This window comes from Craterilacuibacter sinensis (genome assembly GCF_009831765.1).
Classification (GTDB): Bacteria; Pseudomonadota; Gammaproteobacteria; order Burkholderiales; family Chromobacteriaceae; genus Craterilacuibacter; species Craterilacuibacter sinensis.
Window position 1 is genome coordinate 147,142 of sequence record NZ_WSSB01000001.1, and the last position, 13,998, is coordinate 161,139.

Sequence of the window (13,998 nt, forward strand, 5' to 3'; positions counted from 1 at the left end):
GCCTTTGTCTGTGTCGTGCCTGGTCAGTTCTCGATGAGCTGGACGTCGGCGCGGGTAGTGTGGACTTCCTGTCCGCCGCCCAGGCGCACGCCGCGTACCGGACATGCATCCAGATAATCCAGCCCGCAAGCGAGTTTGAGGTGGTGTGCATCGGGCGCGCGGGCGTTGCTGACATCGAAGCCATGCCAGGCATGGTCCAGCCAGACTTCGGCCCAGGCATGGCTGGCGGCATGTTCTTCGTTTTCGTTCAGCAGATAGCCGCTGACATAGCGCGCCGGTAGGCCGAGGATGCGGCAGGCGGTGATAAAAACCTGGGTATGGTCCTGACACACACCGGCACCCAGAGCCAGCGCCTGATCTGCCGGTGTATGCACTTGGGTCGCGCCCGGCGTGTAGGGCATGGCCTCGAGCACCTTGCGCCCCAGCTGCTCGAGCAAGGTGCCCTTGCCTGCGCAGGCATGCGCCAGCTCGGTAATGGCGGCGCTGGCGGCGGTCAGCGCCGTATGGCGCAGGAAGACCCGTATATCCAGCACGCCGGGCAGGGCGCAGGGCGTACGCTCTTGCGTCTCGACTTCTCCGCTGGCCAGCAGCCGGATGGTGTCGTGTGTGCCTTCCAGCATCATCAGGTGGTAGCGGTTGCCGTAACCGTCGATGCCCGAGGTGGCTGCAGCGGGCAAATCCAGCTGCCAGTGGCGCACCGTCTGGTATGGGTCATCTGCGGGTGTCAGGCGTAGCAGCTGTGCGCTACGCAGGGCCGGTTCGGCATAGTGGTAATGCGTTACATGGCGGATGGACAGTCTCATTACGCGGCCTCCAGATAGGCCTGCTGTACCAGCGCCCCCAGGCGGGTGATGTCGGCGAGCATCTTGTCCAGATAGTCGTGCAGCCCGGTCTCGAACACTTCGTCGACGCTGGTGTAGGCCTGCGCCGCCCGCAGTTCGGCGGCCAGACGCTTGGCGGCGCGGCCGTTGTCGCCCTCGATGCGCGAGAGCCATTTGTAAGTCTCGTCAAAGCAGGCCCTGAGGCTGCGCGGCATATCGGGCCTGAGCAGCAGCAGTTCGGCCACGCGCCGGCCCGACGGCGCATCGCGATAGAGGGCATGGTAGGCCTCGAAGGCGCCGACCGCACGCAGCAGGGCGCTCCAGGCGTAGTAGTCCGCGCTGTCGCTATCACCTAGCAGCTGGCTCTTCACATCCAAGAGGCGGGCGGTATTGTCGGCGCGCTCGATAAAAGTGCCCAAGCGGATAAAGGAGAAGGCATCGGTGCGCTGGCAGGTGCCGTGGGTTGCGCCACGGAACAGGTGGGAGCGCTCTTTGACCCAGTCGAAAAAGGTCTGGTAGCCACAGCCGGCTGCGGCCAGCTCGCGCGCTTCCAGCCAGGTACTATTGATCGACATCCACATCTCGGCGGTGATCTTGCCACGTACTGCATGCGCGTTGTCGCGGGCGCTTTTGAAGCACGACACGATGGATGACGGATTGCCCAAGTCATAGCTCATAAAGGCCAGAACATCGGAGGCGGAAATCTGCCCATGACGGGTCTGGTACGCTTCTAAGGTACCGGTGAGTGCCAGGGGCGCGGAAATATCGGTGCCGGCGCGCGAGGCGGGTAGCAGCGAGACTGCAAGGCTGACGTCGAGCAGCCGGGCCAGGTTTTCGGCGCGTTCCATCTGGCGTGCCATCCAGAACAATTGATCGGCAGTGCGCGATAGCATCATGATTCAGTCCTCCAGTACCCAGGTGTCTTTGGTGCCGCCGCCTTGCGACGAATTCACCACCAGCGAGCCTTCTTTGAGCGCAACGCGGGTCAGCCCGCCGGCCACCATGGTGGTTTCGCGCCCGCTTGACAGCACAAAGGGGCGCAAATCGATATGCCGTGGCGCGATGCCGGACTCGACAAAGGTCGGGCACGATGACAGGCATAGCGTAGGCTGCGCGATATAGTTGGCCGGTGTGGCCAGCAGGCGCGCGCGGAAGTCTTCGATCTCGGCACGGCTGGCGGCCGGGCCGACCAGCATGCCGTAGCCGCCGGCACCGTGTACTTCCTTGACCACCAGCTTGTCCAGATTGGCCAGTACATGATCCAGCTCGCTCGGGTTGCGGCACTGGAAGGTTTCGACATTGTGCAAAATGGGCTCTTCGCCCAGATAGAAGCGGATCATCTCAGGCACATAGGGGTAGATCGACTTGTCGTCGGCCACGCCGGTGCCGATGGCATTGGTCAGCACCACATTACCCTGACGATAGGCATGCATCAGGCCGGGCACGCCCAGCATCGAGTCCGGGCGGAACGCCAGCGGGTCGAGGAAGGCATCGTCGATGCGGCGGTAGATCACATCGATACGCTTGTGGCCGGCGGTGGTTCGCATATAGACGTGGTCGTCGCGCACGAACAGGTCGCGTCCTTCGACCAGCTCGACCCCCATCTGCTGGGCGAGGAAGGCATGTTCGAAGTAGGCGCTGTTGTGCTGCCCCGGGGTGAGGACCACCACGGTCGGGTTTTCCTGGCGGCTGGCTTGGCGCAGGGTGGCCAGCAGCAGGGTCGGGTAGTGGTCGACCGGTGCGATGGCGTGGCGCGCGAACAGCTCGGGAAACAGCCGCATCATCATCTTGCGGTTTTCCAGCATGTACGACACGCCGGACGGCACCCTGAGGTTGTCTTCCAGCACGTAGTAGCTGCCGTCGGCGTGGCGGATCAGATCGACGCCAGTGATATGCGCCCAGATCCCGTCCGGCAGGGAAATGCCCTGCATCAAGGGCTGGTACTGTGCATTGGCGAACACCTGCTCGGCCGGAATGCGTCCGGCCTTGATGATCTGGTGATCGTGGTAGATATCGTCCAGAAACGCATTGAGCGCACGCACCCGCTGCGCCAGCCCCGCCTCCAGCTGGCGCCATTCTGCCGCCGGGATCACCCGCGGGATGGTATCGAACGGAATCAGGCGCTCGGCGCCGGAGTCATCGCCGTAGACGGCGAAGGTGATGCCGACGCGATGGAAGAGCTGGTTGGCTTCTTCCCGTTTTCGCGCCAGCATTTCAGGAGGCTGGGCCTGCAGCCAGTTGGCAAAGTGTTGGTAATGGCTGCGTACCGCACCGCTGGATAGCAGCATTTCATCGTGATGCCCGGGCTCGGGCAGGGTCAGCGCGTGCATGGTGTGCTCCCGGTAGGCTCTTGACTGGGAGTTCAGCAAGCGCCATGCCAGCTATTGGCCGGGTTAAAGCACATCGTAGACAGACAGGGGGAGCGATAGTGGTGCATGGCAAGGCATGTGCACCACTGCGGCGCACCGCATCAGCGGCGGCGGGTATCCTCGATATCGGCCAGCAGAATGTTCAGTGCACCGGACGACAGTTTGAGCTCCAGCAAGGAGACGCCCAGCGAGGCGATCATTAGCGCGAGGCTGGCACCGAAGCTGTAGTGGGCCAGAGTTTCCCAGCCCAGATAGATCTTGAGCATGGCGACAACACACAGAAACAGGCTGGCAACACCAAGAAACTGCATTTGCTGGATCAGCCATACCCGGCGCCTGAGGCTGGAGATCTGCAGCAAAATCTTGGGGTCGGGTGCCCGCCGATAGTCGTTGTACAGATTGCGTATGGTGGCCGCCAGCCCCAAAAAGCGGTTGGTATAGGCCAGCAGCAGCAAGGAAATGGCCGGGAACAGCAGGCCGGGCGTGGTTAAATCCAGAATCATCCAGTGGTTTCCTCTATCAAAACATCGGTGCCCAGCGGCACGAGCCGGAACAGTTCGATCACATCCGGGCTTTTCATGCGCACACAGCCGCGCGAACTGGGCTTGCCCCAAGGCACATGGCTGCCCGCGCCGTGGATATAGATGGCGCGCTCATAGCTGTCGACATCGCCGCCCTGATTGCGTCCGGGCTCCATGCCGCACAGCCACAAAATGCGCGTCAGTATCCAGTCCTTGTCCGGGTACTCGGCATGCAGGGCCGGTGTGTACTGCCATGGCGTGATATTACGCCGGTAAATAATGGTGTTCTCGCCGGCCGCTTCGCCTATCTTGTCGCACACCTTGTGCCAGCCGCGCGGGGTTTGCAGGCTGCCCACCTTTTCCCCCAGCCCGTTTTTGGCCGTCGAGACGGTGTAGTGCCGCATTTCCCGCCCTGCGGCATCAAACAGCGTCAGGCTCTGCTTTTGGTTGTCTACCCGTATCCATGGCTGGCCGGGGGTTTTCGGGTTGGGGTAGAGGCCGTCTTGCACGCGGGCAGGGGCGGGGGGCGTGGCCGGCGTGTGCTGCGTCGTGGCGCAAGCCGACAGCAGGCCGGCACATAACAGCAGCAGGGGAATAGGGTATGGCTTCATGTGCGCCTGTGGCGCAGTTGCGCGAAAAAGGCCGATAGCTGGTGTGCGCAGCGTGCGTCATCGACGCCGGAAAATACTGCGGTATGGGCGTTGAGTGTCTTGAGGGCAAACAGGTCGGTGACGCTGCCGGCTGCACCGGTTTTGGCCTCGCTGGCGCCATAGACCAGACGCGCGATACGTGCCTGCATGATGGCGCCGGCACACATGGCGCAAGGCTCGAGCGTTACATACAGATCACAGCCATCCAGCCGGTAGTTGCCCAAATGGCTGGCCGCTTCGCGTATCGCCAGCATTTCGGCGTGGGCGGTGGGGTCGCAACGGGCGATAGGGCTGTTGCAGCCACGGCCGATGATGTGGCCATCCTTGACGACTACGGCACCGACCGGCACTTCGCCTTGCTGTGCCGCCTGCGCAGCCAGTGCCAGCGCAGCCTCCATATAGACGGCAAGCTCGTTTGCTTGCGGCCGGCTTTTTACCGGTGGATGTGCAGCCAGCGCCTCGAGTAAAGCCGTGTGGTCGCTTGGACTCAAGGCCTTCCAGTGTACGCCGCGCCGTGCGGCTTCCAGTGCATACAGCACGCGCTTGCCGGCATCGTGGCCACCGGCCTTGAGCTGTAAAAAAGCATTGACCACACCGGTTTGCGCAAGCTCTTCGCGGCTGCAGATGCCCAGCGCGGCCAGTTGGCTAAGCGTGGCAGGGGGCAAGGGCGGGGTGGTCAGGGCAGTGCTCACAGGGCAGAGGGCTGGCAAAAAACGAGGCCACCATTATACATACGGTGGCCTGATCGGGATGGAGCAACCGCCCTTATGGCTAGCGGCGCATCAGCCAGCGGTGGATGGCAACGGCGGCAAGGGTCAGCCCCAGCAGGCGTTTAAACAGGCTTTTTTGTGCCAGCCTGGGAAAAACAAGTGTGGTGAATGCGACACCCGCCTTAAGACCGCGCGAGCTGCCAAGCAGTGCCGAGACACCGCCCTTGGCCAGCTGCAGCGGGTCTTTCCATTGCGATGTTTCCAGCTCCAACCGGGTGCGCAGCGCCTCGCCCTTGATCAGCAACAGCTGTTTTTTCAGCTCGCGCTCATGCCGCTTCATGGCGACTCCTTGCCCGACACCGCATGCCAGTCTTTCTTGACTTCAGCCATCGTCAGGGCAAATGGCTTGGGTGCATGCGCCATGCGCCGCTTAAGCTGCAGCAAGAGCAATAGGGCGGTAGCAAAGAGGCCTAGCGCCATCAGGCCGGCCGTCATCACCCGGGCCGACTCCGGCAGCACCAGCATGATAAACAGCAGCAGGGTGATGATGGCGATAAAGAACAGGATGACGGCAGCGGCCAGCAGCATGATATTGGCCACCAGCCTTTCCTGTTGCTCTTCCACCTCGATGCGCATCAGTTCGGCACGGGTAAACAGTAGGGCAACCAGCGCTTCCAGCATGGAGCGCAGGCTGCCCGGACGTGCGGTGCGTGGGCCTGTCATGCCTTAGCGGCGTGAAACCAGCAGGCCGAGCAGGAAGGCGACGGCTGCGGCAAGGCCGATGGCTTTCCATGGATGGGTATGCACATACTGGTCGGTCACCTTGGCGGCTTCTTTGGCGCGTGCCAGCGCCGCTTTTTCGGCGTCCAGCAGTCTGTCCTTGGCCAGCTTCAGATTGTTCTGCAGCTTGAGATGCAGTTCGCGCGCCTTTTCACTGCCGTTGTCACCGGCCGACGCCAGCAGCTCTTCGGTGTTGTTGAGTACGTTGCGTACTTCGTCCAGCAGTTGCTCTTTGTCGGCGTTGAAGGTGTTGTTGTCAGCCATGACGATCTCCTGTGCGATAGTCGGAACGGAACGAGTTAAAACAGTAGCTGGCAAACATGGCGTTTGCAAGCATCAGCTATCATGTTAATGCTTAATATGTGGTTTGACCGAGGAAAAGCGGGATTTTTTGATGTACTGCAAAAAAAGGGCGGTAAAAAGCCCCGCACGGGGCGGGGCTGTTTAAGGCTGGGGCTTATTCCCACTCGATCGTTGCCGGCGGTTTGCCGGAGACGTCGTAGCAGACGCGGTTGATGCCGCGCACTTCGTTGATGATGCGGTTGGAAACGCGGCCCAGCAGGCTGTATGGCAGCTCGGCCCAGTGTGCGGTCATGAAGTCGCTGGTGACCACTGCGCGTAGCGCCACGACGTAGTCGTAGGTGCGGCCGTCGCCCATCACGCCCACCGATTTGACCGGTAGGAATACGGCGAAGGCCTGGCTGGTCAGCTCGTACCAGTTTTTGCCGGTTTTCTCGTCGACGGTCGCGCGCAGCTCTTCAATAAAGATCGCATCGGCACGGCGCAGCAGGTCGGCGAACTCCATCTTCACTTCGCCGAGGATGCGCACGCCCAAGCCCGGGCCTGGGAACGGGTGGCGATAGACCATATCGTGTGGCAGGCCGAGGGCGACGCCCAGCTGGCGCACTTCGTCCTTGAACAGGTCGCGCAGTGGCTCCAGCAGCTTGAGCTGCATGTCTTCCGGCAGGCCGCCGACGTTGTGGTGGCTCTTGATGCTGTGTGCCTTCTTGGTCTTGGCACCGGCCGATTCGATCACATCAGGGTAGATGGTGCCCTGTGCCAGCCACTTGGCGTTGACCAGCTTGTCCGATTCGCGCTGGAACACCTCGACGAACTCGCCGCCGATGATCTTGCGCTTTTTCTCCGGATCGCTTTCACCGGCCAGCTTGTCCATGAACTGTTCGGTGGCATCGACGCGGATGACCTTCACGCCCAGGTTCTGCGCGAACATTTCCATCACCATCTGGCCTTCGTTCAGGCGCAACAGGCCGTGGTCGACGAAGACACAGGTGAGCTGGTCGCCGATGGCGCGATGGATCAGCGCGGCGGCCACCGACGAATCGACACCGCCGGACAGGCCGAGAATGACTTCTTCGTCACCGACCTGTTCGCGGATCTTTTGCACCGCTTCTTCGATGTAGTTGGGCATGGTCCACGACGGCTTGGCACCGGCGACCATCAGCACGAAGCGGTGGATCATTTCGCTGCCGCGCTTGGTGTGGGTGACTTCCGGGTGGAACTGCACACCGTAGAAGCCACGATCTTCATCGGCCATGGCGGCAACCGGGCAGGATGGCGTTTCGGCAATCATATGGAAGCCGGCAGGCAGGCTGGACACCTTGTCGCCATGGCTCATCCATACATCGAGGTAGCCGTTGCCGGCGTCGTCGATGCGGTCTTGCAGGCCTTCAAACAGCTTGGAGTGGTGGCGTGCCTTGATTTCGGCATAACCGAATTCACGGGTATCGCCTGCTTCAACCTTGCCGCCCAGCGTTTGTGCCATCCACTGCATGCCGTAGCAGATGCCCAATACCGGAATGCCCAGTTCGAACAGCGCCGGATCGGCCTGGTAGTCGGATTCGTATACCGAGTTCGGGCCACCGGAGAGGATGATGGCTTTCGGAGCGAAGGCGCGGATTTCATCCATGGGCATATCGAACGAGTGCAGTTCGCAATACACATGGGCTTCGCGTACGCGGCGGGCAATCAGCTGGGAGACTTGCGAGCCGAAGTCGAGGATGAGGATCTTGTCCATGGCGGTCCTTGGGTGTAGTGAGGGGCTAGGAGGCGTCATGCCGGCCTAGCCCCTGGCTTTTTTCGGGTATGTGGTGACTGCGTGCGATCAGTAGCAGCAAGCCGGCCAGCACCATGCCCAGCGACAGGACATGGGACAGGCGCAGTATCGTTTCATGGTAGAGCCAGACGGCTGCGCCGGCGTAAACCAGCAAAGGGCAACTGACCAGGGTGCTTTTGTTGAAGCCGTCTATCAGCAGCAGCGCAAAACCGGTGCCGGCCAAGAGCAGGGCCAGGACGGTGTGGCTGTCAGGCAGCAGGGCGGTACTGTGCAAAAACCACAGGCTACCCAGCAGGATCAGGATCAGCGGGAAGGTTGCGCCGGGCCGCATGGTTAACGCCTGTTCTCTTTAACGATGCGCTGCTTTTCACGCTGCCATTCACGGTCTTTTTCGCTATCGCGTTTGTCGTGCTGCTTTTTACCCTTGGCCAGGCCGACCTGCACCTTGATATTGCCGCGGGTGTAGTGCAGGTCAAGCGCGACCATGGTGTAACCGGCGCGCTCGACTTTACCGATGAAACGGTCCATCTGGGTTTGCGACATCAATAGCTTGCGGCTTCTGACCGGGTCGGGTTTGACGTGGGTCGAGGCCGACTGCAGGGCGGTGATGTGGCAGCCTATCAGCCAGAACGCACCGTTCTGCCAGACGACGTAACTCTCCTTGATCTGCACGCGGCCGGCGCGGATGGCCTTGACTTCCCAGCCTTCCAGTACGAGTCCGGCCTCGAGTTGTTCTTCGATGAAGTAGTCGTGGAAGGCTTTGCGGTTCTGGATGATGCTCATACGTATCTGCCTTTCGGAATCCGCCATTTTAACAGATCAGGCGGCTGTGCCAAAATTTAGCGCCGTCTGCTGTCTGGAGCATGTCTTGTCGCGCTTGCCGCGCTTCGTGTATTGTGGCGCTTTAAAAATCCCGTACGATTCATGCAGGCCGTCGAAAAAAAAGTTCTCGTGGCGCATACGCCCGAGCAAATGTATGCGCTGGTGTCCGACTTTGCGCATTATCCCCGTTTCCTGCCCTGGTGCAGCCACGCCGAAGTCGTTGATTACGACGGCGAGCATCTGCTTGCCAGCCTGCACATCGATTATCTCAAAGTGCGTCAACACTTCACCACCCGCAATCTGCACCTGGCACCGGCGTCGATTTCGATGGAGTTGGTCGACGGGCCATTCAAGTCCCTGCACGGGGGCTGGTCTTTTTCGCCCTTGGGCGACTTTGGCTGCAAGGTCGAGTTTCGCCTGCACTACGAGTTTTCCAGTACGCTGTTGGAGAAGGTGATCGGGCCGGTCTTCGGTCATGTGACCGGTACGCTGGTCGATGCCTTTATCAAGGAAGCAGATCGGGTCTATGGCGATGACGAGTGAAATAGAAGTCGAGGTGGTATTCGCCCTGCCTGAGCGCCAGATGCTGGTCACACTCAAGCTGGCGCAAGGCGCGAGCGCGCTGGATGCCGTATTGCGTTCGGGGGTGCTTGAGGCTTTTCCCGATCACTTGCCGGATGCGTCCAGCCTGAAACTCGGCATCTTCAGTAAAGCGGTCAAGCCCGATACCGTGTTGCGGGCCAAGGACAGGGTGGAAATCTACCGCCCGCTACTGGCCGACCCCAAGGCGGTGCGCCGCGCCCGTGCCGAGGCGGGCAAGGTCATGAAAAAAGGCGGCTGACAGCCGCCCTGACGTTCAGGCGAGGACAGCGTCGGGCTCGGTGCTGTTTTCCGCCGATACCGTGCGGTTCTTGCCGTTTAACTTGGCCTGATACATGGCCCGGTCGGCGCGGTCGATTACGTCGCAATCCCTTTCCCCCAGATGCCATAAGGCGACGCCGGCGCTGAAGGTAATGATCAGGCGCTCGTTATTGGTGAGGAAAAAGCTGCGGGTCAGTTCGCGTTGCAGGCGTTGTATGGTCTGTACGGCTTCATCATGTGGTGTATCTGCCAGCAAAATGATGAATTCTTCCCCGCCAAAGCGGGCACAGATATCGGATGGACGCAGCAGCTGGCGGATGGCATCGACCAGAAAGCGCAAGGCATGGTCGCCGGCCAGATGGCCGTATTTGTCATTCAGTTGCTTGAAGTTGTCCACATCCAGCAAAGCTACCGATAATGGCGAGCCGGTGCGCTCGGCCCGGTTGAGTTCGCGGGTGAAATGTTCGTCCAGTCCGCGCCGGTTATAAGCGCCGGTCAGCGGGTCTTCTTTGACTTTGGAGCTGGCGCTCTCCAGTGCCTGCTCCAGGTCGGCAATACGTTGCTGGGCGTTCTCCACTTCCCCTTGTGCTGCCAGCAAGGCTGCCCGCGAGTGTTGCAGCGTGTGCTGCATGGTGTCGGTGTCCTGGGACAGCTCATCAGCGATATGCCTGACCTCGGAGAGGCTGGCTGCGTGCTGCAGTTTGCCGCTATAGCTGGCAATGCGCCCCTGAAAAACCTCGGTTTCATTGCTCATTTGCGACAATTGGCTGAGGAATGAGCCCAGCAGCGCACGCAATGAGTTGGCCGCTTCATCCAGCGAGCTTTTCAATAGACCTTGCTGGTGGATGACTTCTTTTAATTTGGCCTCCAGCGGATAGATCTGCTGTACCGATTGCAAAGGCGCACTCAGCATGTCCTGCAGGCAGGCGATTTGCCCGACCAGATAGCTGTCCGAGCCATGCAGCTCGGCGATATTCTGCAGCAGCAGGCGCAACAGATTGCTCAGGCCGGTTACCAGGCGCTCATCTTGCTGGCTTTGCAGTTCAAGCTTGATCAGGAAGGCGCGTAGCTGGGCACTAAAAGCCAGCCTGGCTGCGGCGCTATCATCCAGTTCGGTCAGTTGTTGCAGTAATGGCTCATAACTTTGCAGCAGATCCGGATAGTGCACCAGGCGCGGCTCTACGCCGTACTTGAGTGTCAGCATCAGGGCATTGCTCAGACCGGCATGGCCATCCGGGGCGGCCATATCCGGTTGTTCACGGGTGGCTGCCGGCTCTTCGGCAGGGGGTGCCTCGCACTGGCCACGGCTCCAGTCTTGCAATAATTTGTGCAGCTTTTCATTGAGCGCTTCGGGCTGATTGCCGAAATTGATGACCAGGCGCTCAAGCGCACTTTGCTTGTAGTTCTGTGACAGATCGGGGTGGCGTATTTCCCATTGGCGCAACAAGGACAGGATCAGGTTGCCCCAGCTGTCGGCCAGCTCGCGTTCGCGCAGGTGCAGGGTGATCAGGTCTATGCATTGCTGTGGAACCTGCTCCCACGCTTCGTCATCCAGCGCTTTATTCAGGCGTGCCAGTCCCAGCCGGTAGCTGTGGTTCTGCGGCGTCAGGCTGGTAAACGCCTGAGTCATCAGCTCGGCCAGGCGGTGTTTGCCTGATGCTTCATCGCCGGAGACTTCGGCATAGATGCGCGAAAAGTTGTTCGGCGTAGGCAGCAGCTGGCGACTGGCCAGCTGCTTAAGGGTCTCTCGGGCAAGATCGGTCGGGTTTTGTGTGGTCATCGGCCAAGCCCGTTTACGTTGTTGAACAGCCATGTCGCTTACAGTTAAGAATGCATTTGTGCTTAATGTGGCGTGCCGGTTTTGTTATCGGCATGATCCAGTAGCTGGAAAAATACCTCACCTGAACGGATCATGCCAAGCTCATTTCGTGCGCGCTCTTCAATTGCGGCCGAACCTTGCTTGAGATCCCGCACTTCTGCATCCAGTGCTGTATTGCGGATGGCCAGCTTGACGTTGACCTCCTTTTGCTCTTGCACTTGCTTATCAAGCTGCCAGACCCTGAGCCAGCTACCCTTGCCCAGCCATAACGGCCATTGCAGAGCTGTAATCAGGATGACCAGCGTCAGGGTCAGAGCACGCATGATATTTCCGGTTTATTTCAGATTGTAAAAAGCGGCACGGCCCGGGTACCAGGCGGCATCACCCAGTTCTTCTTCGATGCGCAGCAACTGGTTGTACTTGGCCATGCGGTCAGAGCGCGACAGCGAGCCGGTCTTGATCTGCATGCAGTTGGTGGCAACCGCGAGGTCGGCAATGGTGCTGTCTTCGGTTTCGCCGGAACGGTGACTCATCACGCTGGTGTAGCGCGAGCGTTTGGCCAGATCGACGGCTTTCAGTGTTTCGGACAGGGTGCCGATCTGATTGACCTTGACCAGCAGCGAGTTGGCCACACCGCCCTGAATGCCTTGCGCCAGAATGGCCGGGTTGGTGACGAAGACATCGTCGCCGACCAGCTGGATGCGCTCGCCCAGGCGCTGGGTCAGAATCTTCCAGCCATCCCAGTCGTGCTCGCTCATGCCGTCTTCGATCGAGATGATAGGGTAGGTGTCGGCCAGACGTGCCAGATAGTCGGCAAACTCGGCCGAGCTCAGCGACAGGCCTTCGGCGGTCAGGTGGTAACGTCCGTCACGGTAGAATTCGCTGGAGGCGCAATCCAGTGCCAGTACCACGTCTTGTCCGGCGACATAGCCGGCGGCATCGATGGCTTCCAGAATCAGCTTGATGGCGTCTTCATGGCTTTCGAGGTTAGGGGCAAAGCCGCCTTCATCCCCCACGGTCGTGGCATAGCCTTTGCTGTCGCACAGCTTTTTCAGGGTATGGAACACTTCGGCGCCGCAACGCAGCGCTTCACGGAAGGTGCTGGCACCGACCGGGATAATCATGAATTCCTGGATGTCCAGCGTGTTGTTGGCGTGTGCGCCGCCATTGATGACGTTCATCATCGGTACGGGCAGCGCCATTGGGCCTGCACCGCCCAGATAGCGGTAAAGCGGCAGGCCGGCATCTTCGGCGGCAGCGCGGGCGACTGCCATGGATACGGCCAGCATGGCGTTGGCGCCCAGGCGGCCCTTGGTTTCGGTGCCGTCCAGCTCGATCAGGGTGCGGTCGATGAAAGCCTGATCCGAGCCATCCAGACCGATAATGGCTTCACAGATTTCGGTGTTGATGTTTTCAACGGCCTTGAGTACGCCCTTGCCGAAGTAGCGCCCCTTGTCGCCATCACGCAGCTCCAGTGCTTCCTTTTCGCCGGTGGAGGCGCCGGAGGGAACCGCAGCGCGTCCCATTACGCCAGACTCAAGCAGTACGTCACACTCGACTGTCGGGTTGCCGCGCGAATCCAGAATTTCGCGTGCGATGACATCGATGATCGAACTCATGGTGTATCCCCTATTTCCATTGCAGTGGTTGATTCTTACCAGTTAAAGCTTCGGCCAGACAGATGTCTGGCCGAGCGTTTCAAGCTTTTATTGTCAGAGCGAATGCTCGGGCCAAGGCGTTGCCTTGACCAGTGTGTCGATATCACGCAGCGTGGTCAGCAGCTCCTTCATGCGTCCCAGTGGCCAGGCATTCGGGCCATCCGACAGGGCTTCGCACGGGTTGGGGTGCGTTTCCATAAAGATGCCGGCCACTCCTGCAGCGACGGCGGCGCGGGCCAGTACCGGTACAAACTCGCGCTGTCCGCCGGACGAGGTACCCTGCCCGCCGGGCAATTGCACCGAGTGGGTGGCGTCATACACGACCGGGCAGCCGGTCTCGCGCATGATGGCGAGCGAGCGCATATCGGATACCAGATTGTTGTAACCGAAGGAGGCGCCGCGTTCGCACGCCATAAAGCGGTCGGCCGACAGACCGGCTGCCAGCGCAGCGTCACGCGCCTTGTCCAGTACATGCTTCATATCGCCCGGTGCCATAAACTGGCCCTTCTTGATATTGACCGGCTTGCCGCTGACCGCGACGGCGCGGATAAAGTCCGTCTGGCGTGCCAGGAAAGCAGGGGTTTGCAGCACATCGACCACGGCGGCGACATGCGGCACTTCGTATTCGTTATGTACGTCGGTCAGCACCGGCACACCGATCTGGCGTTTGACTTCGGCCAGAATGCGCAGGCCTTCTTCCATGCCCAGACCGCGGAACGAGGTGCCGGACGAGCGGTTGGCTTTGTCGAAGCTGGATTTGTAAATAAATGGGATGCCCAGCTCTTGGGTGATTTCCTTAAGCGCGCCGGCGGTATCGATTGCCATTTGTTCGCTCTCGATCACGCAGGGGCCGGCAATCAGAAACAGGGGGTGGTTTAAGCCGACTTCAAATCCGGTGAGTTGCATGCTGTTT

Annotated in this window: 18 protein-coding genes; 2 read left to right on the plus strand and 16 right to left on the minus strand. The window is 60.4% G+C overall.

Going from position 1 to position 13,998, the window contains the following annotated elements:
* Positions 1 to 23: 23 nt before the first annotated feature.
* From GQF02_RS00735 to smpB, 12 genes are all read right to left on the minus strand, one after another.
* Complete coding sequence (locus tag GQF02_RS00735; protein ID WP_160794175.1) at positions 24 to 803, minus strand: transglutaminase family protein; 780 nt, start codon at positions 801 to 803, stop codon at positions 24 to 26.
* Entirely contained in the window at positions 803 to 1,717 is a 915-nt protein-coding gene (locus GQF02_RS00740; RefSeq protein ID WP_220789261.1) for an alpha-E domain-containing protein, read from the minus strand. Before GQF02_RS00740 ends, GQF02_RS00735 begins: the two co-directional genes overlap by 1 nt.
* 3 nt (positions 1,718 to 1,720) lie before the next feature.
* Positions 1,721 to 3,151, minus strand: coding sequence for a circularly permuted type 2 ATP-grasp protein (locus tag GQF02_RS00745; RefSeq protein WP_160794177.1), 1,431 nt, complete (start codon positions 3,149 to 3,151; stop codon positions 1,721 to 1,723).
* Positions 3,152 to 3,291: 140 nt separating this feature from the next.
* Positions 3,292 to 3,693: a DUF2721 domain-containing protein gene (locus tag GQF02_RS00750; RefSeq protein WP_124734773.1), complete on the minus strand. Its 402-nt coding sequence runs from the start codon at positions 3,691 to 3,693 to the stop codon at positions 3,292 to 3,294.
* Complete coding sequence (locus GQF02_RS00755; protein WP_160794179.1) at positions 3,690 to 4,322, minus strand: L,D-transpeptidase; 633 nt, start codon at positions 4,320 to 4,322, stop codon at positions 3,690 to 3,692. Before GQF02_RS00755 ends, GQF02_RS00750 begins: the two co-directional genes overlap by 4 nt.
* Entirely contained in the window at positions 4,319 to 5,053 is a 735-nt protein-coding gene (gene tadA / locus GQF02_RS00760; RefSeq protein ID WP_160794181.1) for a tRNA adenosine(34) deaminase TadA, read from the minus strand. The genes GQF02_RS00755 and tadA overlap by 4 nt, the downstream gene beginning before the upstream one ends.
* 79 nt (positions 5,054 to 5,132) lie before the next feature.
* Complete coding sequence (locus tag GQF02_RS00765) at positions 5,133 to 5,411, minus strand: hypothetical protein (RefSeq protein WP_160794183.1); 279 nt, start codon at positions 5,409 to 5,411, stop codon at positions 5,133 to 5,135.
* Complete coding sequence (locus GQF02_RS00770) at positions 5,408 to 5,794, minus strand: phage holin family protein (RefSeq protein WP_160794185.1); 387 nt, start codon at positions 5,792 to 5,794, stop codon at positions 5,408 to 5,410. The genes GQF02_RS00765 and GQF02_RS00770 overlap by 4 nt, the downstream gene beginning before the upstream one ends.
* A gap of 3 nt (positions 5,795 to 5,797) precedes the next feature.
* The gene (locus GQF02_RS00775; RefSeq protein ID WP_160794187.1) at positions 5,798 to 6,115 is read right to left on the minus strand and encodes a DUF883 family protein; all 318 of its coding nucleotides are present in this window, start codon (positions 6,113 to 6,115) and stop codon (positions 5,798 to 5,800) included.
* 193 nt (positions 6,116 to 6,308) lie between these two features.
* The gene (gene guaA / locus GQF02_RS00780; protein WP_160794189.1) at positions 6,309 to 7,886 is read right to left on the minus strand and encodes a glutamine-hydrolyzing GMP synthase; all 1,578 of its coding nucleotides are present in this window, start codon (positions 7,884 to 7,886) and stop codon (positions 6,309 to 6,311) included.
* A gap of 25 nt (positions 7,887 to 7,911) precedes the next feature.
* Positions 7,912 to 8,256 (minus strand): hypothetical protein, encoded by a 345-nt coding sequence (locus GQF02_RS00785; RefSeq protein ID WP_124734780.1) that lies wholly within the window; start codon positions 8,254 to 8,256, stop codon positions 7,912 to 7,914.
* A gap of 2 nt (positions 8,257 to 8,258) precedes the next feature.
* Positions 8,259 to 8,735 carry an SsrA-binding protein SmpB gene (gene smpB / locus GQF02_RS00790; RefSeq protein WP_124734781.1) on the minus strand — a complete coding sequence of 159 codons (477 nt, stop codon included), beginning with the start codon at positions 8,733 to 8,735 and terminating at the stop codon, positions 8,259 to 8,261.
* A 114-nt stretch (positions 8,736 to 8,849) separates the two neighbouring features.
* Here smpB and GQF02_RS00795 point away from each other — a divergent pair, with 114 nt between their 5' ends.
* Entirely contained in the window at positions 8,850 to 9,290 is a 441-nt protein-coding gene (locus GQF02_RS00795) for a type II toxin-antitoxin system RatA family toxin (protein WP_160794191.1), read from the plus strand.
* A complete protein-coding gene (locus GQF02_RS00800; protein ID WP_124734783.1) occupies positions 9,280 to 9,588 on the plus strand; it encodes an RnfH family protein in 309 nt (102 codons plus the stop codon). Before GQF02_RS00795 ends, GQF02_RS00800 begins: the two co-directional genes overlap by 11 nt.
* 15 nt (positions 9,589 to 9,603) lie before the next feature.
* On the opposite strand, the gene GQF02_RS00805 is transcribed toward GQF02_RS00800, so the two are convergent.
* From GQF02_RS00805 to kdsA, 4 genes are all read right to left on the minus strand, one after another.
* Positions 9,604 to 11,388, minus strand: coding sequence for a GGDEF domain-containing protein (locus GQF02_RS00805; protein ID WP_160794202.1), 1,785 nt, complete (start codon positions 11,386 to 11,388; stop codon positions 9,604 to 9,606).
* Positions 11,389 to 11,450: 62 nt separating this feature from the next.
* Positions 11,451 to 11,750, minus strand: coding sequence for a cell division protein FtsB (ftsB, locus tag GQF02_RS00810; protein WP_124734785.1), 300 nt, complete (start codon positions 11,748 to 11,750; stop codon positions 11,451 to 11,453).
* A gap of 12 nt (positions 11,751 to 11,762) precedes the next feature.
* Positions 11,763 to 13,046: a phosphopyruvate hydratase gene (gene eno / locus GQF02_RS00815; RefSeq protein ID WP_124734786.1), complete on the minus strand. Its 1,284-nt coding sequence runs from the start codon at positions 13,044 to 13,046 to the stop codon at positions 11,763 to 11,765.
* A 93-nt stretch (positions 13,047 to 13,139) separates the two neighbouring features.
* Positions 13,140 to 13,991: a 3-deoxy-8-phosphooctulonate synthase gene (gene kdsA / locus GQF02_RS00820; RefSeq protein ID WP_124734787.1), complete on the minus strand. Its 852-nt coding sequence runs from the start codon at positions 13,989 to 13,991 to the stop codon at positions 13,140 to 13,142.
* Between the last annotated feature and the right edge of the window lie 7 nt (positions 13,992 to 13,998).